Source organism: Methylomusa anaerophila (assembly GCF_003966895.1).
Classification (GTDB): Bacteria; Bacillota; Negativicutes; order Sporomusales; family Sporomusaceae; genus Methylomusa; species Methylomusa anaerophila.
Genome location: NZ_AP018449.1, coordinates 2,507,969 through 2,532,983, shown reverse-complemented (window position 1 = coordinate 2,532,983; position 25,015 = coordinate 2,507,969). Strand labels below are relative to the sequence as shown.

The following is a 25,015-nucleotide window of genomic DNA, read 5'->3' as shown; positions in this document are numbered from 1 at the left end:
AATCAATTTTCCAGAAATTCCAGAAAGAACAAATTAAACGCGGGCCCAAGCATTAGCTGCAGTCGGATCAGTAATCTGCCAGGTAAATTCATTGCCTTCGAATCGGAAACGATTTGCACTGCCGCCAGGAGTCCACCCTGCGATAGTAAGCGCTGCTCCGCCGGTGAAGTGAAGAACTAAGTCAGCACCTTCTATGCCCATGCTGGTGATTTGCGCATGGGCGTCGGATACGTCGTAAAGGAAGATATAGTCACTGGCATCAGCGCCAGCCGCTGTAATCGTATCGTTTCCATCGGTAGTTCCAAACCAGTAAGTATCAGAAGCTCCGGCAGTTCCAGTCAGTGTATCGTTACCGGCGCCGCCCCAGAGATTGTCGGCACCGCCACCACCAGTAAGGCTATCAGCAAGGCTAGTGCCGCGAAGGGTATCGGCATGAGTACTGCCGGTCACTTTCTCAATACCGCTGTATTTGGTGTCATACAGGTTAATTTCCACGCCGTCAGCAGAAGTAGCTGCAGTCAGTACGTCAAGAGTGGATGAACCGCCGATATATCTGGCGGTATCGGCATAATAAGCAAATGTGTTGCCGGCGTCGCCGCCGACCACAGTATCGGCACCGCCGCCGCCGTCAAGAAGAGGTACACCACCAGCACCGACGAAATCGCGGACATACTCAACTGCGGTAGTACCTGTAGGTATAGGCCCAGCACTGCTAGCAAGCAGTCTAAAAGTAAGGTCGCTGGTTTGGAATATTTTAGCGCCGTTAGTGGCGGCATTATTATAAGCTTGAATATTAAGTGCGTCATAATTGGTTACAGGGCCAACAGTAACCACCAAGTCTGCGCCGTTATAAGCAAAGCTCAAATCTGAGAAGGTAGAATCGTAAAAATTATATACGTCAGCATCAGTAGCACCATCAGCGCCGCCGCCGCCGATTGCCACTATGCTGTCCAAGCCGTCGCCGGTGCCAAACCAGTATGTATCATTACCCGCGCCGCCGGTCAACGAATCGTTGCCGGCGCCGCCCCAAAGGATATCGCCGCCGTTGCCGCCATCCAAAGTTTCAGCGAGACTGGAACCACGCAAGGTATCACGGCCGCCACCGCCAACAACATTTTCCACGCCGGTGTATTTAGTGTCATACAAATTGATTTCCACAGCGGTATTGTTCGCAGTCGTGCCGTCAGAACTTAGAACAGCAGCGGAAAGGGTGTCGTTGGCGCCAAGTGCGTTGACTTTCGCCAAATCGCTGCGATAAACATAAACATCACCAGCGCTGCCAGCTTGACCTTGCAAAGTATCCGCACCGGCTGTGCCGCCAATCAATGTTGAACCACCGCCGATACCGCCCAAAACAAAATCGGCAAGGCTGGACCCACCAACAACGCCGGGGGCACCGTCATTATCTAAATAAAGTTTGAAGGTTTTATCGCTAGTGATAACTTTCATATTACCATTATTAGCAGTAGCATCATTTGTAATCCGAATAGACGCGCCGCCGGTCATAGTGATATTCTGAGCAGCACCCGCAGTAAGAGCGTTAAAACTAATATTGCTCAGCGCTATATTGGTAAATTGCAAGATGTCTACATCAGTCGCAACGCCGAAATCAGCGATACTATCATTGCCATCACCGTAACTGTACCGGAAAGTATCGTCGTCAGCGCCACCAGTCAGCGTATCGTTGCCAGTGCCGCCGACAATCAAGTCGTCGCCATTGCCGCCAACAAGCGTATCGGCGCCCGCTAAACCGTATAAGGTATCAGCAAACGCACTGCCGGTAATATTTTCACCGCCAGTGTTGCCATAGATGACCCAGGAGTCTGTCGAAGCAGCCTTGGTAATCACTTCGGCTACTGTAAGCGTAGTAGTGGATAAAGCCATTATTTTGCCTCCTTTAAATAAATAAAAAATAAACAAATTTTATATTAAATTATGAAAACCCATACAGAAAAATGACCAACAATCACCTCCGCACAAGGAAAACATTCATCAGAAAACCATGCCGCAAAAGGAAAAAGGATGGGTTTTTCATAACGAGTCCCCCTTCTATTATATACACATTTTTTCCAAAAAAGAAAGGGGGTTATGAACTTTTTTTTTGTTGTCCGGCCTGAATTCACACTATGCATTTGCATCCAACCTTGCCGACAGCCCGTTTTCCCTTAACAATTGCATATATTCGCCATTACAGCCAGATTCCCTGCTAATAATTATACAAAGTTCATACTTTTTACAGTTATTTTTACATAAAATCTGTTTTTTGTTAAATTCATTCCTAAGATTCTACAATTATCGCAATGCTTACCCCGAAAACAGTTGTTTAAAATATCCTCAATATGTCACTTTTGAGGGTCAGATAATGTTTTTATAAAGTGTTCTCGTTGTGCTCTTGCCCATTTCCGGCTATTATTTATTATTTCGTCACATTGTAATTCTTTTGATCGTTTATTAAGGTAATCCCAATCTATTTTGTCGTAATGTCCAGCCATCATATATTTGACCCATTCATCGGAATCATTCCAATGTTTTACGCCAGATGCACGGTCAACCAATATGTCTTCAATACTGATAACCTTTACGGAAGTTCCATCTGGACCAGATACAATTTGGACACGGTCCCAACTTCCATCAAGAGGGCCTTTAGGAAATTCCACCACAACATCATTAGGAGAGTCGGCCAGATACCATGTTCCCCCATCATTACTAAAACCTAGTTCAGTCATTACTTCTTTGATACTATCAGGTCTCGCGGCAACAAAATCAATATCCCGCGTCAAATAGTTGGCTACAGTATAAAACTCTACTGCTGATCCGCCAACCATTACAATATTAGTACCTTTTTTACTTAATTCAGTGGATATTATTGCCGCAATATGCATTTGCCTTTTTAAAGGGTTTTCATTTTTTGCAGCATCTATTATTTTTTCGCGGCTGTCCATTGCATCTTATACCCCCCCGGTACTTTTGTAATGTAGCCGTCTTCCTCGGCTTTTTTTACAGAAAAGTAAACTGCCCTGGCCAGCGCCCTGGCTTCTTCCGGTGTACGTGAATTTACTGAACGATAACCTTTTTGGGGCCGAATGGAAGGAGGTAATTTTCTAAACAATTTTCGAGTTTGCTCAATTACCATATCCAGATTATCTAGATCGCCGGGTTCATTTGGCATTTCTACTCCCTTCTTTCCCGGGTTTATCCGATTTCGAAGACACCCACTTCTATAAGTGGGTGTTACCACTTACCACAGAGACACAGAGGACACGGAGGGCCACAGAGAAAGAATAACGAAGAGGAAGCAAATAATAAAATCATAAAACCGTCCGCGTTCCTCTGTGCTCTCTGCGCCTCTGCGGTTAAACGTTCTCCATTTTCATCCCTTGTGCTGCCCAATATATTGGCATGGAGGTCTGCTTTTGCAAAGATTGGTCCCGGTGTTGGGCAGGATTTATAGCTGCTCCTGCCGCCGGAACCAGTCGCAGTACCGCCTGACCCCGTCCGCCAAACCGACGGCGGGGGTAAAACCCATTGACCGGGCCCTGGCGGTATCAGCCTGCCAGCAGAGGGGTTCCCCCCGGCGGACCGCGCCGGTATAGCCAATGGCTTTATCACTGCCCAGATATTCCCTGACCATGGCGGCCAGGTCGCCGATGGCGGTCTGGCAGCCGGAAGCAATATTGTATACTCCCCCGGCGCCGGCGGCGACTATACAGCCTACGGCGGCGGCCACATCCTCCCCATGGATAAAATCCCGTGTTTCCCTGCCTGTACCGTATAGGGTCACGGAACGGGACCCGGGTTGGGAAAACTTGCGGCAAAGGTCAAATACCACCTGCCGCCGCAGACCTTCCCCATAGGCGGAAAATATTCTCAGCACGGCGGCGGGTAATCCGTACACGGCAGCATACTCTTCCACCAGCAGTTCGCAGATGGCTTTATGATACCCGTAAGGCGACAAAGGCCGGCGGGGAGCGGTCTCCGCCACCGGCAGGGAGGAAGGGTTGCCGTAAATCGAAGCGCTGGACAAAAGGATAAATTGGCAGGCCGGCGCCTGTTGGCGCAGCGTTTCCAGCGTAAAAGCGCAGATGCCGGCGGAAGCGCCGAAATCTTCGTAAGGGCTGGCTACCGAGCCGACCACCGAGGCGGCGCCGGCGCAATGAACCAGAACGTCGGGGCGAAAGTCCGCCACCAGACCGGCAAAGCGGGGATCAGGCAGGGTTGTGGACCAGTAGGCGGCCATTTCCCTTTCCCGGCCGCCCAAATCCAGGGATTTTCCCCGGCCCGCCCCGGCCACCGTCCATCCCTGCCGCAGAAAATAGCGGCAAATATAGCGGCCTAAAAAACCGCCGGCGCCGGTTACAAGGACTCGTTTTTTCATGCATGTCCGCCTTTCACCGGTAAAGGGCGGAATGGACCTTTGCCGGCGTATTTTGCTTTTTTATCACTCAAATGAGTCGGCGACAGCGTAACCATGCTGCTTGCAGAGAATATCCCGCTCCGCCCGTTTGCAATCTTCCCTCACCATCATGGCAACAAGCTCTTTAAAGGATACTTTCGGGCTCCAGCCCAATTGAGCCTTGGCCTTGGCCGGGTCCCCCAGCAAAAGATCCACTTCGGTGGGCCGGTAGTAGCGCGGGTCAATCCGCACCAGTACCTTGCCGGCAGCATCCCGGCCGGTTTCGTCAATGCCGTTCCCCTCCCACTTTATGTCGATGCCCGCCGCTTTAAAGGCCAGTTCAACAAACTCCCGCACTGCATGCGTCTCGCCGGTGGCAATCACATAATCATCCGGCCGGTCTTGCTGGAGGATCAGCCACATGGCCCGCACGTAATCGCCGGCGTAGCCCCAGTCCCGTTTGGCGTTAAGATTGCCAAGATAGAGGGTGTCCTGGAGGCCCAGCTTGATGCGGGCCACCGCCCGGGTAATTTTCCGGGTGACAAAGGTTTCGCCGCGAATGGGCGATTCATGATTGAACAGTATGCCGTTGCAGGCGTATATCCCATAAGCCTCCCGGTAATTGACGGTAATCCAGTAACCGTACAGCTTGGCCACCGCATAAGGGCTGCGGGGGTAGAACGGCGTTGTTTCCTTCTGGGGCGTCTCCCGGACCTTGCCGTACAATTCGCTGGTGGAAGCCTGGTAAATGCGGGTTTTATCCGTCAATCCCAGAATGCGCAAGGCTTCCAGCAGGCGCAAGGTGCCTAACGCGTCGGCATTAGCCGTATATTCCGGTTCCTCAAACGAGACCTGCACATGGCTTTGAGCCGCCAGATTGTATATCTCGTCCGGCTGTACCTCCTGAATAATCCTGATCAGATTGGTTGAGTCGGTCAAATCGCCGTGATGCAAAAAAAACCGTACATCCGTCTCGTGCGGGTCCCGGTACAAATGATCGATGCGCTCCGTGTTGAACAGGGAACTGCGGCGCTTGACGCCATGAACGATATAGCCTTTCTTCAGCAGGAATTCGGCCAGAAAAGCGCCGTCCTGCCCGGTTACTCCCGTAATTAACGCAACTTTTTCCATATTCGTTATCCACCATCCACTTATTGGGTTCTTGCGCTACTACATATTAGAATATAGTATATCATGATTTGTCCAGCTTTTCTATTGGGTTGGCGCTGCCGCGCGGACATACCAGGACGGCATATCCATCACTTGGCGGTAGCAGTCCAGCACCTTGGCGGCGGCCGCTTCCCAGGAAAACAAGCGAGCCCGCTCCCGGCTCCGGGCCTGAAGCCGTCGGCGCAAATCCTCCCTGCCGGCCAGTTCGGTCATGGCTTGGAAGAGGCTTTCCACCGAGCAGGGATCGATCAGCAGCCCGGCGTCGCCGGCCACTTCCGGCATGCTGGTGGTTTGGCTGGTAATGACGGCGGCGCCGCAAGACATGGCTTCCACCAGGGGCAGGCCGAAGCCTTCATATAAACTGGGGTATACAAAGGCAAAGCAGGCTGTATACAGCACCGACAGTTCTTCGTCGGTGACATAACCCAAAAAGCGGACTTTATCTTCTAAGCCGTTGGCTTTTACGAATTCACCGATATCCGATTCCAGCCAGCCCTTGCCTCCGGCTATGCACAAAAGGCGCTCCTCGCCATACTGCTTCACTCTTTCGCCATAGGCGCGGACCAGGAGGCGGTAGTTCTTGCGGGGTTCCACGGTGCCTACCCCCAGCCAGAAGCCGTCGGCTTGCAGATTTAATTTGTCCAAAAGGCGGCGGCAATACTCCGGCGTCTGCGGCTGGATCGAGTTCCGGGTCCCTTCATGAACCACAGCCATCCTGGCGGCGGGATAATGGGGGAAATGCCGCTGATACACCTGCCGGGTCGACTCGGAGACCATAATCAGAAAATCGGCGTAAAGGGAGGATTCAAAAACACCCTGGAAACAGACCAGCCGGTTGGCTTCGGTGGTAAGATCCGGCAGTTCCATAAAGGCAAGATCATGAATGGTCATGACGGTTTTACAATCCACATCCCGGGGACAGGAAAAATTGTTGGAATGGATAATATCCGGATTGCCCAGCCGCCGGCTGCGGGGCTGAGGCGTATCCCACCAGCGGTTGATCTCCCAGCCGGCGGTGTCGGTCAGCAGCATTTTGACATTGGGATTGCCCCGGGGAAAGGCAGCCTGGCGAAAATCGGGGTGGCGGTAGCCGTAGAAAGTAGGATAAAGCAAATATTGATTTTCCCGGTCAATTTTCGTAAGGGCCGTAATAAGCTGGTCGGCGTAGAAACCGCACCCGGCCTTGTTCTCAGCGGTCTGGCTTACGTCAAAGCCAATCTTCATGAAAATTTCTCCCTCTCCCTGCGCCACCGGCCATAGGTATTTTTGAGCCAGCCGCCAATGGTCCGCATTTCCCGCCAGGGAAGCCCGCCGGTCAAGCGCCAGTGTTCCCGGATGAATACTTTGCCTACCTCCAGGATAAAACGCATTTCCTGGGCGGCGGTGTGGCGGACCAGTCCCTTGTCTTCGGCGATCACATGTCCCAGGTTGTACAGCCACCGGATAGGCGGCCTCCCGGTCTTGCGATAAATCATAACCACCATTTCCTCATGACATTTCCGGCGCATTCCCAGCGTCTTGGTCCGGGAGTGAAGGCGGGAACCCGCCAGCCTTTCCGGCAGGTAGTCCATGGGCTGTTCGGCGCCTACCCGCAGCCAGTATTCATAGTCCATGCAGTACTGCAAATTTTCATCAAACAACCCATACGCCGCCATTAAGCTGCGCCGCCAGAAAACGGCCGGCTGGCAGAGAAAACAGACATCCAAAAGGCGCTGATAGTCCCAGGGTTCGGTGTAGTAGGGTTCGATCACATTGTCATTTTCATCGATGTGGTCGGCGTCCCCGTATAAGATCATTGCTGCCGGATGAGCCGCAAAGTAGTCCCGGACTTTGGCCAGGGCGCCGGGATAATATATATCATCAGAGTTAAGGTAGGCGATGATGTCGCCGGTAGACAGGCGAATGCCCTTATTAATGGCGTCGGTCTGTCCCTTGTCCGGCTCCGACAGCCAGCGAAGCCGGTTTTCGTAGCGGCGCAGTATGTCTACAGTCTGATCCCGGCTGCCGCCGTCGGTTACGATGTATTCCAGGTCGTCAATTCCCTGATTAAGGACGCTGCAAATGGTCCTTTCGATAAATTCTCCCTGGTTGTAAGATGGCGTTATGATGGAAAATTTCATAATAAATACTCCTATATACAATCTATTAAAGATTTACAAAGAACAACACAACCTATCAATGACCTTTAAAGGCATTTGATTGATTTGAGCGACAAACCTTTGAATCCTTTGGCGAATTTCATTGGTTGAGTGATAAAAAACGTTGTAGATACAAGAATGCTTGAGCCAGCCCCAGAATTCTTCAATTAGATTAAGATTGGGACTGTAAGGCGGCAAAAAAACAAGGGTAAGACGATCCTTGTTACTCTTTAAGAATGGCTGTAAGAGATTGGCATGATGAATTCTGGCATTATCGAGAATGATTACAATTCTTTCCCCTGGATACTTCAAAAGGATCTGCTGTAGAAAGGACAAAAAGACCTCGGCATCATAACGGTCACTTTCGATTACAAAGATTTCGCCGCTTTCATAGTCAAGCGTGCCTAAAAGTTTAATACCTTGATGCTTACCGTAAGTTGGGATAATGCGTTGCTGCCCTTTTGGAAACCAAGTACGGGCGATAGCCTGATAATCCCGAATCATAGATTCATCCTGAAACAAAATACGATCAACTTTGTCATGCAAAAGATCGGCTCTCAGGGTTTCCCATTTTTTTTGAATTCTTCTTGTTGAATTGGGTCAGCATGAGCAAGAGTATAGGTTGGACGAGTACAGGTAAAGCCCAGTTCGTGCAATAATACATTGGTTCCACTTCGAGAATATTCTACATTAAAGGTGCGAATTATCCATTCTCTAAGGATGGGTCCTGTCCAGTTCATCTCTGCCGGAAAACCTACATCCTCGGGTCTTTTATGGATCAGGACATCAAGAATTTCTTGTTTTTGTTCCTTGGTAAGAAAAGAGGGTCTGCCAGGAGAGAAGTTCATTGCAAGGGCCTTAAGGCCACCGGTCTGATAGGCGTTGAGAAAATTGTAGACTGTTTTCAAACAACGACCGGTGATTTTGGCGATCTGAGGAACATCATAACCTTCCAAGTAAAGTTTTATGGTTTGGTAGCGCTCAAACAGGCGTCGGTTTTTACAATTCTTCATTGCATGATTTACTGCAATTAGACGATTATCTAAGGATTCCATGTGTAACCCTGCTCCTTTGGTTAAAGAATAAGTATATTTTAAAAATACCACATTTAACCAAAAGAAAATAGTCCCTAATGTAAATCTTTTTTAGATTTTATATAGATAAATACTTTGATAAATACTTTTAGCCGCAGGATGCCGCCGGAGCGGTCTGTTTCAGCACTTGCTGAAAGGCTTGCATATACTGCCCGGCCATATTGTCCAAAGAAAAAAGGGAAGCCCGCTCACGCCCCTTAGCCGACAATTTTTCCCGGGTCAACGAATCCGTTAAGAGGCTGAAGATGGCGTCTTCCATTTGCTGCGGTATTCTGGGGTCAAAATAAAGGGCTGCATCGCCGGCGACTTCCGGCAGGCTGGTGGTGTTGGCGCACAGCACCGGCTTGCCAAAGTTCATGGCTTCCACCAAGGGAATGCCAAAGCCCTCGAACAGACTGGGAAAAATCAAACCGGCGCAGTGATGCATAATGACGGCAATTTCTTCGTCGGCAAGATAGCCGAGAAAACGGGTTTTATCCGTCAGTCCCATTTGTTCCACAGCGTCTTTGATAATGGCATTTTCCTCCTGCAGAGCGCCGGTAAAGACCAGGTTTATTTCGATTTCCGGATGCTTGCGGCAAAAGGCGGAAAAGGCGGTCAGCAGCATAAGATGGTTTTTATGCCGCCAAAAGTTAGCCGGGTAAAAAAGATATGGATCGCCGCCTACTCCTTTTGCCGCCAATATGGCTTGCTGCTGTTCCGGCGACGGCAGCCGCAGCCGCTCCTGCACCCCGTTATAAGCTACATACATGCGTTCGGAGGGAAAACCATATTTTTCTTTAAAAGTAGCTTTAGTATATTTTGAAACACAAATTACGGCGCTGGCCTTGGCGCAAATTTCCTGATAAAAAGCCCGCCGGTGAGACAATTCTTGGGGATCGAAAAACTGGGGATAATATTCATGCTGGATATCATGGATGGTACTGACGGCAGGTATTCCGTCCTCATAAAAGGTAACGGCGCTCATGGGACAAAAGAGCAAGTCAACCCCCAGCCGGCGGAGCAGCCCTTTGCGGACCGGACGGCGCCGCAAACGCTGAATCAAACGCCGCATTTTGTCCCGAATGCCGCCGGCCGCCGCAAGATTATCCGCCGGCGCAACGATAACCCGGTCCACGGTTGTCCGGGAAAAAATATCGGCGAAAGCCTGGTCATTCCATGCCGCCGTCAGCAGCACAATCTTCACGGCATTATCATTATCATTCATTTGCGCCAGTTTTTTGATCAGTTCAATGGTTACGTGCATAGCGCCGCCGACCTGGCCGTCTGTGCGTATGGGCACAACATCTATGGCAATTTTCAAATCCGGCCCGCCTCCCTTATGATTTATGGTTCAAAAATCCGCCGCAGCGAAGGAATTTTCAGCAATGGCCTTATCAGCCAGTGTCTGCTGATTTTATTCAATTTGGCCTGCAGTTTGGCAATGGTTTCATTCTGTTCGTTAATCACGACTAGCTGTTCGTTAATCACGACTAGCCTGGCCGCCCGGTCAGCCTCGCTTTCCTGCAGCTGCCGGCCCACCCGTTCTATGATTTTGAGCCGCTCACCCCGGTCAAATTCGCTTTCGGCGAATCGCTCCCGGAGTTCGGCCAGTTGGGAGGCTTGCAGCCTTCTTTGGGCCAGCGACTCAGCCATAACCTGTAAAAGGGCGCCGGTTTCCGTCATCAGCAGCCGGTCTTTTATTTGTTCGGCACTAACTGGTTCCAAAGGACGGCGGGCGGCAAAAACCAATTTTCTCCCTGGTTCCGGCCCTGCTTCGATCCGGCGGGAGGAAAAGCCATACTCCACCAGTGCGCCCTCCAGCTTTGGCAACTGGTCCCCGGCGGCGAACAACACCAATAGGCCGTCAGCCTTTAAGTTCTGTTGGATAACGTCAGTCAGCTCCTGCCGGCCGGTCAGGTCCTGACCGGGCCGAAGATTGATAACCAGTGCGTCCAGGGCATTGGCGCCAGCCTGGCGCCAGGAGGCGAAAGACGGGTAAACCGGCTGGGAAAAAATCACCCGGCTCATGTCATATGCCTGGGGTTCAGGCTCCACTCCCGCCGCCTGGTATCCGGCCAGATTCAGCACATGGACCCCCTCGCCCAAGCCGCACTGCCACTGGACAATGACCGCCGGCGGGAAAATATATTGATACAATATTTGCAGAAACTGAATGCATTCATTGCCGATATGGGACAGCATTTGGTTCAAAGCCTGGGGAACATCGAATTCTATAGGATATTGGACTTGGCTTGCCGCGGTTGGACCGGAAATATTTATAGAAGGAGCCGTTTGCCGGGAAGGATTCCATTGCGGGATTGCGGCAATTTCGCCAAACCGCTTTGCATAGTCCCGCACGAGACCGGCAGCGGCTTCTTCGGCCTCCTTTTCCCGGCAGAGATCGGGGCCCGGCTGGTTCTGTTCCCAAAGGTCAGTCATTTTCCCGGCCAAGTCTTCGCTGTCATTTGGCGAAAAGAAGGAGCTATAGGGGGGATTCTGCTCCCGGTGCACCGCAATATCCGACAGCAGCATTGGTTTTCCCAAAACCCGCGAGTCTTCCACTACCGTACTCCAGCCTTCCGATAAAGACGGCTGGACCACGGCCAGACTGCGGCGGATCAACTGGATTTGATCTTCCCGGGGAATAAAGCCCAAAACACGGATGTTGTCTTCAATCCTCAACCGGGCAAGATACCGGCGCAAATAAGAATAATAATCGGCAAAACGATAATCCCGGGTTGAGCCGGTGCATACCAATTGAATGTCCTGGCCGCGGCCGCGGCAGGCGGCCACAGCGGCAAACAGGCGATGATGATTTTTATGCAGCCAGAATTGATTGCAGCAAAGAATAAACTTGTCCGGCAAATCATATTTGGTCTGAATAGCCGCCGGCTCTCCCTGATACCATTCCGGTTGAGGATAGGAATAAAAAGGCAGCACACGGCAGTCAGCCTGCGACCGGGGATAATATTTTTTGAAATCATTGCCAACGGTATTGCTGGAAAAGACAACCAGCTTAGCCTGGGCCGCAATTTTATCTATTTTTTCGTCCCGCAGGCGGCGCTCCTGGTCGGTGAACAGCCAGGGCAGGTTGCGATGCTGGAAATCGGGTATCCAGGCGGCGCAATTTTCTCCTGGGATCACATCCAATACACAGGGAAAGTAAAAGTCAATAAAAGAGAACAGTTGGCCGGTATCGGGAAACTGCCGGTAAGGACGGTCGATGGCGTCATCCACGGCGGCGGACTGCTCCCCGACATAGAGAATGCCGTCATAGTAAGCCGCCAACGGCTGATAAAGGGGATATTCCGCCAGCGTCTCCTCTGTCACTATCATATATAAGTGGGGACGCTCAGATTCCGTTAATCCCCGGACTGCCTTGACCAGCAGCTCAATATAGGAAACGCCGCCCATCCAGGCGCGGCCCCCGACCAAAGGTATCCCTACTTTAAGGTTATCGCTCATCCCTTCCATCCTCCTTGACGGCTATACAAAACAAATGCTGTTGCCGGTCTACCGGTCTTCGGGGCTAAGCCGCTTGATTAATCTGGCCGGATTGCCCGCCACCACCGTCCAGGGCTCCACATCTGTGACAACAACGGATTTTGCCCCGACAATGGCGCCTTCGCCGATAGTTACGCCTTTGAGTATTGTTGCTTCAAAACCAATCCACGCTTTATCTTGAATCATTATCGGTTTAGCCTTTACCGTGGACCAGTCTTTATTGATAATCCCGCATTGGTGCCGCCTAAAGTCCTGGGAAAACTGTTCAATATCCTGCCGGCGATCTTGCCAGTGCAGCGAATGGGAATTATGATCATAAACATAGCAGCCCCAGGCAATAATTACATCATTGCCAATGGAAATGCCAACCCGGGATATTAAGTTAACGCCGCCGCCGATATAGGTTCTCTCGCCTACAGAGATCTTTCCCGCCGCCGATTCAAAAATAAAGTTGCCGCCAATAACGCACTTTTCGCCAATGGAAATATATTGACGGTTGTCGGGAGTTGGCACGTCAAAACGAAACTGGGCGGATTCCAGCAATAAGGTGTCGTCCCCCACCGCAATCCGGGCGCCCAGCCGGCGCGCAGCCTGACAGGGCGAGCCGGGGGAAGCCGGGGGAAAAAGAAATGTCCGCAGCTCCTGACGAATTCTATTTTTAATATTATCAAACAACGCAGACAACTTAAACAATTATGGCCACCTCCCGGGCTTGCGCGCAAAAAAGGAAAATAAGTCATTGCCGGTGCTGCGGGCTTGGGCTTTTTCCCTGTCAAAGACTGCATTGGGCTGGCAAGGACCGGGATAAGTGTTAATTACACTGCTCACCGGATCGAGAACTTTTTCCATTACAAAGCCGGCGGCGGCAAAAGCTTGTAAGTAATCCTGCAAGTAATAGCAGCCTTCGTCTTTGGTTATGGGATAAAAGGGATGGGTGGCAAAGAAGTCGCGGCGTTGTTCCTCGTTCCAAATCACGTGTTCCCGGAAGCAGCAGACAATGCCGTCATCTTTCAGGACTCTGGCTGTCTCGGCGAGAAAACCGCTTAAATCATGAATATGATGCAGCACTTCCCGCATCCAGACAATATGGAAAGACCGGTCGGGAAATGCCAGTTTTTCTGTTTGCGAATGCTGGAGTGAAAATTGGACTTGGTCCAGGCCCTGCAATTGGGCCGCGGCCAAAAGACCGGCAATTTCCCCCTGGGAGGAGTCGATGCCGGTCACCGTATATCCGGCCCGGGCTAATGCGTAGGAGGCAATCCCGTTGCCGCAGCCGAAATCCAGGACATGAATCGCCGGGGCAGGAGCTTTCTTTAAGTCAGTCAGGAAAGCAATCGCCGCTTGAAATTCGGCCGACTGGTAATAACGGCGGGCATTGTCGGCAAAATCAGGAGTTTTGTAGCACAAATGGACCAATTCCCGCAAGGCCGGGGTTTCCCAGCCCCAGCGATAAGCTATGTCATACAAGTCCTCCTGGGTATTGGCCGTTTCCGGGTAGACAAGGGCGGCACCGTCCCCCGCCGCCGGCAGCGCTGTCAGCCGGCAGTTTCCCGGCAGGTCGCAAATCCCGTGGTGGGTTAGTTCCACCGGTTTCCGCCCGGTTTTGATGCTGACGGCAAACACGCCGGCATTGCCGACAACGCAGCTGCGGGAAACAGCATTGCCCAGCTGCACGGAGGACATGGCGGACCGGCGGGCATAGTCTGCGGTCCTCATTGAACAGAATCCAATCTCGAGAGTATATTCTCCCGCCGCTAAACAAAGCTGCAGTTCATGATGAAATCGCACTCTTTGCCCTTGAGCTATATTGGCGGGAACCGGCGTATCATATTGCAGCGTATTTTTGCCATGGACGATAATATTTTTATCATTGCGGATAGTAATGCCGGCAACCGGTATTTCCAGGCCGGCGAGGGCTTTAAATTCATAAAATATGTGGGCGGTCTGGCCCTGGGTAAAAAGACGGCAGGCCCGGCCAAACTCGTCGCAAATGGCGATAGCGGTACATTCCGCTTCACCATTGGTAATAATGCCGCTAACCTGGCTCATATCCAAAAAACCGTTTTCCGGCCAGGCTATGGCGGCCGGCTCCATTGGCCGGGTATTTAAAGCCTGATGGATCTCATGGCCTTCGCCCCCGGCGGCCGCCAGGCTGTCGTCAGCCGTATCCGCCGCTCCTTCCCCTTCTGCCGCCAGCAAATAATAACGATTTACAGCTTCCAGCGTCTCCCCTAAAAACTCCTGTTTACTATAGTGCAGCAGCAAAGTACGCCGGCAGAATTCCTGCACTTCCGTCATGGCATGGGATACCAGAATAACCGCCATCCCCCGGCGGCGGAGTTCTTCCAGCCGGCGATAGCATTTCTGGCGGAAAAATACGTCGCCGACCGCCAAAGCCTCGTCCACCAGCAGCAAATCGGCGTCAATGGAAGTGGCCACGGCAAAGGCGAGCCGGACAAACATGCCGCTGGAATAAAATTTCACCGGCTGGTCAATAAAATGGCCAATATCGGCGAAACTAACAATATCGTCCATTCTTGCCGCCATTTGCCGCCGGGACATATTGAGCAGGGCGCCGTTCAGAAAAATGTTCTCTCTGCCAGTAAATTCCGGATTAAAGCCGCTGCCTAATTCCAGCAAAGCGGCAACTTTTCCCCTGACCCGGATTTGTCCCTCAGTGGGCTTTATGATACCGGCAATAAGCTGCAGCAATGTACTTTTACCGCTGCCGTTGCGTCCGATTATACCCAGAGTTTCCCCCCGGCCAACCTGCAGCGATACATCCCGCAAAGCCCAGAACTCCCGGCCATAACTTTTCCAACTTTTCCCCAGAGAAGAAAAAAGTAAATCTTTCAGCCGGTCCCGGGGATTGTCATACAGACTGTACCGTTTGCCTACCGAGTCCAGCACCAGAACACTTTGTTGGTTGTTCATATATTCACACCTTTACATGACTACATAACATCAGCGAAACCTTCCCTGATTTTCTGAAACCACATATAACCGAGCAATAACACCAGCAAACCGGCGCCGCATTCCAGGCCCCATATTCCCCAGTTGGGCGGATTGCCCCAAAGCAGCACATTGCGGGCATCTTCCACAGCGTAGGTCACGGGATTCAGGAAAAACAGCCATTGCAGCTTCCGGGGGATGGATTCCAGGGGGTAAAAAACCGGACTCATGAACATCAAACCGGTGAGGGCGAAGCCCACTATATTTTCAATATCCCGCAAATAAACCGCCAGACTGGATATCAGCCAGCAAAATCCCATTGTCAGCAAAATAAAAGGGAGCAGTACCGCCGGCAGAAAGACGGCGGTCCAGGGGATAAAGCCCTGAAGCAGAAACTGAGCCGCCAGCAATACGCCAAAACCGAATAAACTATTGAATACGGCGCAGCCAACTATGCTCACCGGCAGCAGTTCCAGGGGAAAGATTATTTTCTTTACATAATTTGCATTGCCCGTAATCAGCCCGGGCGACCGGGCAATCACATCGGAAAAAATAGTAAAAACCGTAAGGCCGCAAAAAAGTACCAAAGCAAAGGAAGAAGAAGCCTGGCTATGGTTCACTGCCCAGCGGGGCGTGAATACAAAAGAAAATACGAAGGTATAAATGGCCAGCATCAGCAACGGCGTCAGCAGCGACCACAGAACACCGGCGTAAGATCCTTTGTACCGCTTGACAATTTCATTCTTGGTCAACTGGAATATCATTTCCCGGAAATTCCAACAGGTTTTAATCATTTGCCGCAAAGCATTCCCAACCATCATCGATGTTTCCTTCCCCGGCATGCCTTTTCACAGACACGTCCACAATCCTTTCATATTCTTGCCGGAACCTGCCCCGGGAAAATCGCAGGGCATTTTGGCTGCAGGCCTGCGGACTAAATTCCCCGCTGCGCGCCTCAAATTGCTGTACGGCTTTTTTCAGGCTGTCGATCCGCTGCTCGCTGAAAAAAACGCCTGTTGGCCGGCCGGCGCCGCCATCCCCGATAATGCTTTCCGTAACGCCGCCGCGGCCATAAGCAATAACCGGCGCGCCGCAAGCCTGAGCTTCAACGGGAGTGATGCCAAAATCCTCTTCCGCGGCAAAAACCAAGGCTCTGGCCCGCTGTAAACAGCTAATTAATTTCTCTTTCGGCTGATAGCCGAGAAAGGTTATATTTTTACTGAGTTTGCGGCGTATTTTCCCTTCGTCGGGACCGCCGCCGATGACAACCAGCCGCTTGTCCGGCATCTCGCCAAAGGCTTCCACAATCAGGTCCATCCGCTTATAGGGAACAAGCCGGCTGGCGGCAATGTAATAATCATCTTTGTCTTCGCAGAGAGAAAAGCTTTCCGTGTCTACGGGCGGATATATGACGACGGCCTTACGCCGGTAGATTTTCCATATCCGCCGGGCGATAAAGCGGGAATTGGCAATAAAAAGATCCACCCCGTTAGCTGTCCGCACATCCCACAGGCGCAGGCGGTGAAGCAGCCATTTGGTCAGCCAGGCCTTAATTCCCGAGGTAAGTCCGGCCTGTTGAAGGTATTGGTGCTGCAAATCCCAGGCATAGCGCATGGGAGAATGGACATAGGATATATGGAGTTGACCGGGACCTGTCAACACTCCTTTGGCTACGGCGTGAGAACTGGACAGAACCAATTCATAGCCGGAAAGGTCAAATTGTTCGACGGCTAAAGGCATTAACGGCAAGTAGTTGCGATAATATTTTTTTGCTGCCGGCAATGCCTGGATACAGGATGTTGATACGGTGCGGCCCTGTAAAAAAGACCGGGCTTCCGCCGGCAGAAAATCAACCAGAGTAAATATATCAGCCCCCGGATAAATTTTTAACATTTCCGCCAACACGGCTTCCGCTCCGGCGTAATTAACCAGCCAATCATGAATAATCGCGGTCTTCACGGCAAGTAACCTCTTTCACCTAAACTGCGCCTTTTGGCGTAAACCAAGGCAAATTCCACCACTAAAGCCAATTTTTCCATAATATTAGGCCGACCATGTTTCTTTTCTTTTTTTTCTTTCCATTGCCATACGACTTCTTCCAATATCCAATTAGCGGGAACTTGACCGCAGTGCCGGTGCAGCAGTTTCTGGGCTTCCCGGACATTGGCAAGTTGAGCCGTACGCGTCTTGGTCGTTGCATAATCCCGGGAGCAAGCGGTATATTCCGCCAGGTACTCCAGCGTTCCCTGCGCCAATAACCGCCACCATAAATCATAATCCATGCACATATGAAATTCAACATCCAGTCCCCCGACCGCATCCCAGGCGGTTTTTCGGATTAGCGTCGCCGGCTGGCAGATAAAACAATTTTTTGCAAACCGGGCTTTATTAAAGACCTGGGTAGGATAATCAGCCTGTTTGCGGCCGTCCTCGTCAATTATCAGTCCTTGGGCGTAAACTGCGCCGGCTTGCGGCCGGTCAGCCAATAGTTTGGCCATTTTCCGCAAGGCGTCAGGCAAAAGTATATCATCGGAATTGAGCCAGCCCACATAATCGCAAGCCCCTAAAGCGGCGATGCCTTCATTAATGGCAGCGGCCTGTCCATTGTCAGGCCGGGAACGCCAATAAGCCAGCCGTGGACTGTATTCCGCAATAATCTTCCGGGTTTCATCCGTAGAGCCGCCGTCCATTAAGGCTATTTTAAACCGTACGCCCTGCTGGGCAAGAATGCTGTCCAGACAGGAGCGCAAAAACTTGCCTTGGTTTAGGCTGGGTACGGCCAAAGCAATCGCGGGGCAAGTTTCTTCCTTCATAAGCCTCAGTACCTCTTGTTTTTTTAGCAATACTTATCAATACTACGTTATGTCCAATAACTCTTTTATGACATCGACGGTCCTTGCCGCCGACTTGTCCCAGGAAAATTGACCTGCTCTTTTCCTGCCGGCCCCTTGCAGCAATTGCCGCCTTCTTTCATCGTTCAACAGCTCTTTGATTTTACAGGCCAGTTCCGCCGGCGCGAAAGGATTAAAATATATAGCGCTTTGACCGCATACTTCCGGCAAGGAAGCGGCTTGCGAGGCAATAACCGGGCAGCCGCAGGCCATGGCTTCCAGCGGCGGCAAGCCAAAGCCTTCATATAAAGACGGAAAAACCAGCATAGCGGCATGCAAATAATATTGCTTTAAGGTTTCCTGATCAATTTCGCCGGTGAATACAATCCGGCCGCCGTAGCCGGCGGCAAAGTTCAGGACTTTCTGATCTTCCGCTATAAATCCTTCTTTTTTGCCGACGACCACTAAATTATGAGGTATTTCTCCCATCAGCGAGACAAAGGCTTGCAGCAATGTGGGCAAGTTTTTGTGGGGCTTTACATTGCCGACATACAAAATATAAGGATAATGAACCGGAGGAGATTGCATGGCCGTGGCGGAAGCGAGGAAAAATTCGTCCACGCCGTTATGAACCGTATAAATCCGCTGATGAGGCACTTTTACGTATTTGTTGAACTCTTCCTTGGTGAAGGTCGATACGCAGATAATGGCGTCAGCCTGTTTGGCGACTTGCGTCAACATCCGCCGGGCATAATAACGCCTGTGGAAGCCGGGGACAAACTGTTTCAGCGCCAGGTGACACATATCATGGACAGTTACTAATCTTTTCCCGCCAAAAAACAACGGGAAATTATAATGAGGCGACCAAAATCCATCCAGGCAGCGGGGCAGGCGCCGCCGCAATTCCCATTGTTCCCGCAGGCCGTATATAGGAGAAGAAAAGTTTACCAGGGAAACATTTTCTCTGTCCAATTGCCCGCCAAGGGCTAGCGCCCCGGCGTCGCCCATGATCACAAACCATACTTCCGGCAGCTTGTTTACCACTCGCGGCAACAAGTTCCGCAAATAAACGCCAATTCCCGAGTGCCGCCACATTCTGGCGTCTATGCCTAAACTCTTCATAATTGTCATACCTTTTGGATTCTTTATCTTTGCCGAAAGACCTTGTGAAATACGTCCAAAGTCTTCGCGGCAGTGTTTTCCCAGGAGAATTTTTTGATCTGCTGCCGGCCTTTAGCCTGATATTTTTGCCGCAGGGCCTCATTGCCAAGCAATTCTTGCAAGAAGGAGTATAACTGAACATGGTCGCCGGGATTAATGTACAGCGCTCCTTCACCGCCTACTTCCGGCAAAGAGGATGAATTCGTGGTAATGACGGGTACGCCGGCGGTCATGGCTTCCAGCACCGGCAAACCGAATCCTTCGTATAAAGAAGGATAGACGAAAATTTTGGCGCCCCGATAGAGAGCGGCGAGATCATCATCAGGCACGTAACGAAGGAAAGTAACCTGCCGCCTGATTTGGAGCCGTTCCACCAAATCAATGATGGGCTTGGATTTCCAGCCAATATTCCCCGCCAATACCAGGCAGGGAAGCTCACTGCCTGATTCCCGAAACAGAGAAAGAGCACGGAAAAGTGTGTCCAGCCCTTTGCGCGGCTCAATAGTCCCCACGTATAACACATAACCCGGCTGAATCCCATACTTGGCCATAACCGCCTGGGTTTGCGCCGGAAGTCGCGGCGGAGCGGATGAATGATCAGCGGCTAAAGGGGTTACAGTAATCTTCTCGGCCGGATAATTATAATATGTCAAAAGATCGTTGCAGGTATGCCGGGAATTCACAATAACATGATCGGCGCAGGACAAGTACAAAGGCATCAGAGTTCGCAGATGCAACGCCTGTTTCCAGGGCAAGGTGCCCGGCATAATCCGATACACCAGATCATGGACGGTAACCACTCGCAAACAATGGCCGGAACGTTCAAAAGGGATGCGAAAACCCACACCCCAAAACAAATCAATTTTATCTTTTTTCAGCAGTCCCGGCAGCGTCCATTGCATCCACCAGTTATTATAGCGAACATCGGCAATCGAATATTGAAACCGGCTATTGTCCGCCTGCCAGCCGATCGGCCGATTGGAATACAGCACATATTCATTGGCGGCGTCTATTTTGGCAAGTTGCGCCAATACGTTTTCCACATAGTGTCCCACACCCGTCTTGCCGTAAGACAAAACAGTAGCATCTACACCAATACGCAAAATATCACCTTTTCTTAGTCCGGAAGTGTCGAAGGGTCAATGTATATATCTTACAGATTTATGATTATTTCTACAATCTCAAGAAAAATCCTGCATTAGGGAGTTATTTTGCCCCAGGTTGATTATTACAATTGCAGCAATTTATCCCCTTACTGAATCTCAGTCAGCATAATTCCCAGCCGCCTGGTATCCTCATTAATTCCCAAATCTTTCGGAATAAATGTTTTGTCAACAACAAAGCGCAGTTCCACCAGCCTGTCTTTCCCCGCCAGCTTGTCTGTAGGAACAAGAACCTTATACTTGCCGGCTTTCGTATAGGTTTCATGGGCGATAAGGTCGTTCCCGGCAAAAATGCTTAATTTTTGCGGTACTGTGGCCTGGGGAACCTCTACAGCAAATTCCACAACCGGCTTCCCCTCCCGCGGCATGATAGCGGCTGTCGCCTCGCCGGCGATCCAGCCATCTTCAGACCGGCCCCGCCACTGGGTCATGTGTTTAACATCGCCCACCTGGTACAGGCGATAACCACGGTAAACAGAATCAACCGCCACAAAAGGAATTTGGTTTCGTAATATAAGACATTTTGCTGAAATTTGGTTAGCTGCTTTTAGGGTAGCGTTCATTTTATTTTTTTCCACCCGGGATTGTTCATCCTGAAACGGCGCTATGCCCCGAATGGACCAGTAGGCGGGATTTCTTCCCGGCATAAACAGAATATAGTCGCCTTCGCGCGGGGTTAACGTATAACGATCAATTTTTTCCTGGCCCAGATAGGTCTTTGCCTGTTCCGCCGTCGGGACTGCGCCGGTAAAATAGGTAAGAATGCCGTGAACACCGGCTTGCTTGCCCCAAAGCTGCTGCATCAGGGCCTGAGACTCTTGCGGCGGTTCTTCAAAGAAGCTCCATTGTTCCATAAGCAGCCGCTCTCCAGGCTTGGCCATTGCCGCGTATTGCTGCATTGCCTCATAATACATACGATCGTTGATACGCTGCGATATTGCCGCATAGTAGCCGTATGCCAAACCGTAAGCTTTAAAAATGATGACTACGATAGCTGCGATAGCTGCTAACGCCGGCAGCCACCGGCAGGCGCGTGCGGACCGCATTACATAATAACCGCTTATAATAAAAACCATTTGAAAAAGAGCGCTGGGAATGTATACATAGTAACCATTACCCCACCGCCAGAACAGCATCCCCAAAAAGTAAACCCAGCCGATGTTTAGTAGGGCAAAGGCAAAGCTGTAAATCCTGCCTTCCGTCATTTCAACTGTTAAAAGCCGGTGCCAAATAATCATTGCGAAAACAGAAGCCAGGCCAAAAAAAACGACATCCGGCGTCTGCTGTAAATAATACAGGAAGTTAGCCCATATCCCGCTTATCTCTAACGAGTAGGTTGTGTATAGCGGGGAATAGTCCGGGCGCAACAGATAATAAACCAGCCGGGCAATAAAAACAGCGAAAATTTCTAAGCCGGCTATATGCAGCCAGCGGTAGACCCAACTACGTTCGCGGGACGGCAAACAATAGGCCATAGCCGCGCCGGCAATGCCAAAAGCAGCTATGCTCATAAGGGTTTCTTTCGTCCAAACCCCGCCCAGGGAAAAAGCAAACACGCCTAACGCCGCCGCGAAACTTTTCTGCTGTTCGGCCCGGAATAGATAAGATACGGCAGCAAAGGAAGCAAGTAAAAAAAACATTAAAGCCGGAATTTCGGATTTTCCCAGTGTATAGGCCGTCTCATAAACAGGCGACCCAGTCAGAAAAAAAACGCCGGCGATACCGGCGGCAACAGCCGAACCAGTAAAAATATAGGTTAGCCTGACAATAATCAGTCCGCTTAACAAAACCAGGAGCGACTGAATAAAATAAAATCCTGCCGGCGAAGCTCCCCACAACAAATATGGAATCACTTTGCCCAGCTTATATACCGGTTGAAATCGGCCCAGCCCGATATTAGGCTCCAAAGGAGCCTCGCCAAGCAAAAAATCTCTCGCCTGAATTACAAGAACAGGATCATCAAGAAATCCAAACGAAGCTCGATATACAGAGGGTAAAATACAAATCAGCCATGTTATAAATGTCATAACCGGAAGTATTATACCCCACCTGCTATCTTTTCTTTTTGTCGCTGCCGCTAATACTTCTTTCACTTAGATACCTCCGTGCAGCCGACACCGGTCTAAGGCCGCTGCAAATACGGTTGCAGCATAGTTATAAGTTCTTGGGTATGAAGCTTTGCCCCTTCAGAATTTAAGTGATAGATTGTATCGTAGAAATATTTTTTGTCATACATAAACTCCGTTGGGGTTCCTAAAACCGGCGTTTCCAGGGAGTTATAAAATTGTTCCACTTTACTTAATGTTTTTTTGCCAATCTCCCCTTGGTATTCCGGGAAATAAGCCACGCTGGGATATGTTAAAATTACGCGTACGTGATTGGATTTACACCACTGCAAAAAATCACGAAATATCGTCCACTGAGGGCTGTCGTCGGGAATACCTTTAAGCAAGGCGGACCAGTTGGGAGTCTCAGACAGTACCCGATTGTGAATATTTATGAGCGGCGTATTTTGGGGATCTAAATATTTTTTGGTTTCATCGCCATGACGGTTGAGCGTCGATGCTTGATAACCGTCCAAACTGGCCGTTTGCGGCTGCCTTTTGGCCTTAAGACCCGCAAGCAGTCTTTTTTCTGATAAAGCGAAGTAAAATTTGGCCTGGTTCATTATATTTTGGCTGTGCAAATAATCAGGATCACGGGAAAACATGTAGTCAAGCAGCTCTACATTGGGTATCTTTTCCGTCAAAAACAATTCGTATTCCATTGCTACAATTGCGGTATCTTCCGGGACAAGCACCGTTTTGGCCATGTCGACAATGTACTTTAGACGCAAGCCGGCATGTACGCCAAAATTTAGCGTGGGAACGTTAAAACGATCGCCAATTTCCGCCATATTCACGCCAAACAGGCCGCTGGAACCGGCAATCCAAACAATTTTCGGCTGTGAAACAGACTTGGCATAGCCAATTTTTTTCTGATAACACTCATATATCCAGCGCGAGGACTCGGTTGGCACCCCTTCCTGGTAATAAACCAAGCCTATCCAAGAAAATGCGCATACCAAAAATGAAATACAAAATGTTATAAAAACACAATATTTGCAAAATATCTTCCTGGTAGAAAACATAGCGAATTATCCCCCTACAGATCAAAATTGAAAGTATAAAAATTCGCTCGGCTCGCCGCCGGCCATTTGTTTCAGACAGACGAAAGCCAATATGCCGGCAATAATTCCTATTGTTATTCCAAACCCAACCTCTTTCAGCCTATCTGCCGGATTACCAACTGCACCTGAATCATTAGGACCCTTGCTTTCCTTCCGTTCATCATAATTCATAATCTTGAGAGTATCAGGCATTAGCTGAACAACAAGCAACAAAAATGCCAATACGAAAGCCTGTTTATATCCCCCCGGCATGGCTTGTATTTCCGACCAATGTCCGGGCAATCCCTTAAAACCAAGCATCGTCTGGGAAAATGAAACGGCATCCGCCAGGGTGGGGGAGCGAAAAAAAACCCAAGCATAAACAACCGCCAGAAAAGTCGCTGCCCGGGATAAAAAAACCGGCAAGGCAATCCCGATTCGTCGCCATAAATGGTTTATTGTCAAAAATACCCCATGCAAACCGCCCCAAAAGATAAACGTCCAGCCGGCTCCGTGCCATAATCCCCCCAGCAGCATGGTTAGCATCAGATTGCTGATCTTTCTGGACAAACCGCAGCGGCTGCCCCCGAGAGGTATATATAAATAGTTTTTCAGAAAACTGGATAACGTAATGTGCCAGCGTCGCCAAAAAGCAATGATTGAATTGGCCTGATAAGGGGAATTGAAATTTATGGGTAGATGAATATTCATCATTAAGGCAAGCCCGATGGCCATCTCCGAATATCCTGAAAAATCAAAATATATTTGCAAAGTATACGACAAGGCCCCCGCCCATGCCTGCACCATTGTCAAGTTGTGAGCATTGGCGTATGCCGCTGTTGTCCAGGCTGACAAAGAATCGGCAATAATAACTTTTTTAAACAAACCAAATATAAATAATATGAATCCTAATTGCAAATTAGGAAAATGAGGATAATAATTTTCTTTGCGTAGAAACTGGGGAATTATATGCTTATGATATAAAATGGGACCGGCAATTAGATGGGGAAAATATGTAACAAATAATGAATAGATGGTTAGCTGCGTTTTATCTGTTTTACTTTTATACGCGTCAACTAAATATGCCACTTGGGTAAAAGTAAAAAAAGAAATGCCCAATGGCAGCGTTATTTCCGGCACAGCCAGCGATATTCCGGCAAAGTCGCGTATTGAAATCATAAAAAAGACAAAATACTTGAAATAGGCCAGAACACCCAAATTCAAAAATATAGCAAATGCCAGCAATACCTTATTGCGGTTTCTTTCCAAGGCGCGTCCGAAGCAAAAGTTGACAACAACGGATAGTAATAAAATGGGCAGGTAATAAATATTCCAGAAAGAATAAAACCATAAAGAGGAAAGAAAGACAAATATAACTGCCGCCTGCCGGAACCCAAATCGGCCCAAACAAAAATATCCGAATAAAACTATCGGCATAAAAAAGAAAATAAAAGTAAAGGAGTTAAAAAGCATTCGCAA

Annotated in this window: 20 protein-coding genes; all 20 read right to left on the bottom strand. The window is 49.9% G+C overall.

The window, feature by feature from the left end; translation table 11 throughout:
• Nucleotides 1–33: 33 nt before the first annotated feature.
• The 20 genes from MAMMFC1_RS11460 to MAMMFC1_RS11365 all read right to left on the bottom strand — a co-directional run bounded on the left by MAMMFC1_RS11460 (nucleotide 34) and on the right by MAMMFC1_RS11365 (nucleotide 24,973).
• Nucleotides 34–1,884, bottom strand: coding sequence for a beta strand repeat-containing protein (locus tag MAMMFC1_RS11460; RefSeq protein ID WP_126308637.1), 1,851 nt, complete (start codon nucleotides 1,882–1,884; stop codon nucleotides 34–36).
• A gap of 458 nt (nucleotides 1,885–2,342) precedes the next feature.
• Entirely contained in the window at nucleotides 2,343–2,942 is a 600-nt protein-coding gene (locus tag MAMMFC1_RS11455) for a DUF6036 family nucleotidyltransferase (RefSeq protein ID WP_126308636.1), read from the bottom strand.
• Entirely contained in the window at nucleotides 2,921–3,169 is a 249-nt protein-coding gene (locus tag MAMMFC1_RS11450; protein WP_126308635.1) for a hypothetical protein, read from the bottom strand. The genes MAMMFC1_RS11455 and MAMMFC1_RS11450 overlap by 22 nt, the downstream gene beginning before the upstream one ends.
• Nucleotides 3,170–3,445: 276 nt before the next feature.
• Nucleotides 3,446–4,375 carry an NAD-dependent epimerase/dehydratase family protein gene (locus MAMMFC1_RS11445; protein WP_126308634.1) on the bottom strand — a complete coding sequence of 310 codons (930 nt, stop codon included), beginning with the start codon at nucleotides 4,373–4,375 and terminating at the stop codon, nucleotides 3,446–3,448.
• A 63-nt stretch (nucleotides 4,376–4,438) separates the two neighbouring features.
• Nucleotides 4,439–5,524: a GDP-mannose 4,6-dehydratase gene (gmd, locus tag MAMMFC1_RS11440; RefSeq protein WP_126308633.1), complete on the bottom strand. Its 1,086-nt coding sequence runs from the start codon at nucleotides 5,522–5,524 to the stop codon at nucleotides 4,439–4,441.
• Nucleotides 5,525–5,605: 81 nt separating this feature from the next.
• On the bottom strand, nucleotides 5,606–6,787 hold the full coding sequence (locus MAMMFC1_RS11435; protein ID WP_126308632.1) for a glycosyltransferase family 4 protein: 1,182 nt from the start codon (nucleotides 6,785–6,787) through the stop codon (nucleotides 5,606–5,608).
• Nucleotides 6,784–7,683 carry a glycosyltransferase family 2 protein gene (locus tag MAMMFC1_RS11430; protein WP_126308631.1) on the bottom strand — a complete coding sequence of 300 codons (900 nt, stop codon included), beginning with the start codon at nucleotides 7,681–7,683 and terminating at the stop codon, nucleotides 6,784–6,786. The genes MAMMFC1_RS11435 and MAMMFC1_RS11430 overlap by 4 nt, the downstream gene beginning before the upstream one ends.
• A gap of 33 nt (nucleotides 7,684–7,716) precedes the next feature.
• A protein-coding gene (locus MAMMFC1_RS11425; protein WP_126308630.1) for an IS630 family transposase occupies nucleotides 7,717–8,756 on the bottom strand; the annotation gives its coding sequence in 2 pieces (ribosomal slippage) (nucleotides 7,717–8,261 and nucleotides 8,261–8,756; 1,041 coding nt in all).
• Nucleotides 8,757–8,883: 127 nt separating this feature from the next.
• Nucleotides 8,884–10,098, bottom strand: coding sequence for a glycosyltransferase family 4 protein (locus tag MAMMFC1_RS11420; protein ID WP_126308629.1), 1,215 nt, complete (start codon nucleotides 10,096–10,098; stop codon nucleotides 8,884–8,886).
• Nucleotides 10,099–10,121: 23 nt separating this feature from the next.
• Nucleotides 10,122–12,242 (bottom strand): glycosyltransferase family 4 protein, encoded by a 2,121-nt coding sequence (locus MAMMFC1_RS11415; protein ID WP_158618739.1) that lies wholly within the window; start codon nucleotides 12,240–12,242, stop codon nucleotides 10,122–10,124.
• 48 nt (nucleotides 12,243–12,290) lie between these two features.
• Entirely contained in the window at nucleotides 12,291–12,974 is a 684-nt protein-coding gene (locus MAMMFC1_RS22675) for an acyltransferase (protein WP_269471832.1), read from the bottom strand.
• Nucleotides 12,975–15,215: an ATP-binding cassette domain-containing protein gene (locus MAMMFC1_RS11405; protein WP_126308627.1), complete on the bottom strand. Its 2,241-nt coding sequence runs from the start codon at nucleotides 15,213–15,215 to the stop codon at nucleotides 12,975–12,977.
• Nucleotides 15,216–15,235: 20 nt separating this feature from the next.
• Nucleotides 15,236–16,027: an ABC transporter permease gene (locus tag MAMMFC1_RS11400; protein ID WP_158618738.1), complete on the bottom strand. Its 792-nt coding sequence runs from the start codon at nucleotides 16,025–16,027 to the stop codon at nucleotides 15,236–15,238.
• Nucleotides 16,020–17,192 carry a glycosyltransferase family 4 protein gene (locus MAMMFC1_RS11395; RefSeq protein ID WP_126308625.1) on the bottom strand — a complete coding sequence of 391 codons (1,173 nt, stop codon included), beginning with the start codon at nucleotides 17,190–17,192 and terminating at the stop codon, nucleotides 16,020–16,022. The genes MAMMFC1_RS11400 and MAMMFC1_RS11395 overlap by 8 nt, the downstream gene beginning before the upstream one ends.
• On the bottom strand, nucleotides 17,189–18,046 hold the full coding sequence (locus MAMMFC1_RS11390) for a glycosyltransferase family 2 protein (RefSeq protein WP_126308624.1): 858 nt from the start codon (nucleotides 18,044–18,046) through the stop codon (nucleotides 17,189–17,191). Before MAMMFC1_RS11390 ends, MAMMFC1_RS11395 begins: the two co-directional genes overlap by 4 nt.
• Before the next feature lie 42 nt (nucleotides 18,047–18,088).
• Complete coding sequence (locus MAMMFC1_RS11385; RefSeq protein WP_126308623.1) at nucleotides 18,089–19,195, bottom strand: glycosyltransferase family 4 protein; 1,107 nt, start codon at nucleotides 19,193–19,195, stop codon at nucleotides 18,089–18,091.
• A 14-nt stretch (nucleotides 19,196–19,209) separates the two neighbouring features.
• Nucleotides 19,210–20,328, bottom strand: a complete 1,119-nt coding sequence (locus MAMMFC1_RS11380; RefSeq protein ID WP_126308622.1) for a glycosyltransferase family 4 protein — start codon at nucleotides 20,326–20,328, stop codon at nucleotides 19,210–19,212.
• Nucleotides 20,329–20,477: 149 nt separating this feature from the next.
• Nucleotides 20,478–22,481: a hypothetical protein gene (locus tag MAMMFC1_RS11375; protein WP_126308621.1), complete on the bottom strand. Its 2,004-nt coding sequence runs from the start codon at nucleotides 22,479–22,481 to the stop codon at nucleotides 20,478–20,480.
• Nucleotides 22,482–22,510: 29 nt separating this feature from the next.
• Nucleotides 22,511–23,407 carry a hypothetical protein gene (locus MAMMFC1_RS11370; RefSeq protein WP_126308620.1) on the bottom strand — a complete coding sequence of 299 codons (897 nt, stop codon included), beginning with the start codon at nucleotides 23,405–23,407 and terminating at the stop codon, nucleotides 22,511–22,513.
• Nucleotides 23,408–23,539: 132 nt separating this feature from the next.
• Nucleotides 23,540–24,973, bottom strand: a complete 1,434-nt coding sequence (locus MAMMFC1_RS11365) for an MBOAT family O-acyltransferase (RefSeq protein ID WP_269471831.1) — start codon at nucleotides 24,971–24,973, stop codon at nucleotides 23,540–23,542.
• Nucleotides 24,974–25,015: the final 42 nt, after the last annotated feature.

Excerpts from the sequence above, each read along its gene's own strand:
- MAMMFC1_RS11460 (WP_126308637.1), bottom strand. The coding sequence starts at position 1,884 with ATGGCTTTATCCACTACTACGCTTACAGTAGCCGAAGTGATTACCAAG.
- MAMMFC1_RS11455 (WP_126308636.1), bottom strand. The coding sequence starts at position 2,942 with ATGGACAGCCGCGAAAAAATAATAGATGCTGCAAAAAATGAAAACCCT.
- MAMMFC1_RS11450 (WP_126308635.1), bottom strand. The coding sequence starts at position 3,169 with ATGCCAAATGAACCCGGCGATCTAGATAATCTGGATATGGTAATTGAG.
- MAMMFC1_RS11445 (WP_126308634.1), bottom strand. The coding sequence starts at position 4,375 with ATGAAAAAACGAGTCCTTGTAACCGGCGCCGGCGGTTTTTTAGGCCGC.
- gmd (WP_126308633.1), bottom strand. The coding sequence starts at position 5,524 with ATGGAAAAAGTTGCGTTAATTACGGGAGTAACCGGGCAGGACGGCGCT.
- MAMMFC1_RS11435 (WP_126308632.1), bottom strand. The coding sequence starts at position 6,787 with ATGAAGATTGGCTTTGACGTAAGCCAGACCGCTGAGAACAAGGCCGGG.
- MAMMFC1_RS11430 (WP_126308631.1), bottom strand. The coding sequence starts at position 7,683 with ATGAAATTTTCCATCATAACGCCATCTTACAACCAGGGAGAATTTATC.
- MAMMFC1_RS11415 (WP_158618739.1), bottom strand. The coding sequence starts at position 12,242 with ATGAGCGATAACCTTAAAGTAGGGATACCTTTGGTCGGGGGCCGCGCC.
- MAMMFC1_RS11405 (WP_126308627.1), bottom strand. The coding sequence starts at position 15,215 with ATGAACAACCAACAAAGTGTTCTGGTGCTGGACTCGGTAGGCAAACGG.
- MAMMFC1_RS11400 (WP_158618738.1), bottom strand. The coding sequence starts at position 16,027 with ATGATTAAAACCTGTTGGAATTTCCGGGAAATGATATTCCAGTTGACC.
- MAMMFC1_RS11390 (WP_126308624.1), bottom strand. The coding sequence starts at position 18,046 with ATGAAGGAAGAAACTTGCCCCGCGATTGCTTTGGCCGTACCCAGCCTA.
- MAMMFC1_RS11385 (WP_126308623.1), bottom strand. The coding sequence starts at position 19,195 with ATGACAATTATGAAGAGTTTAGGCATAGACGCCAGAATGTGGCGGCAC.
- MAMMFC1_RS11365 (WP_269471831.1), bottom strand. The coding sequence starts at position 24,973 with ATGCCGATAGTTTTATTCGGATATTTTTGTTTGGGCCGATTTGGGTTC.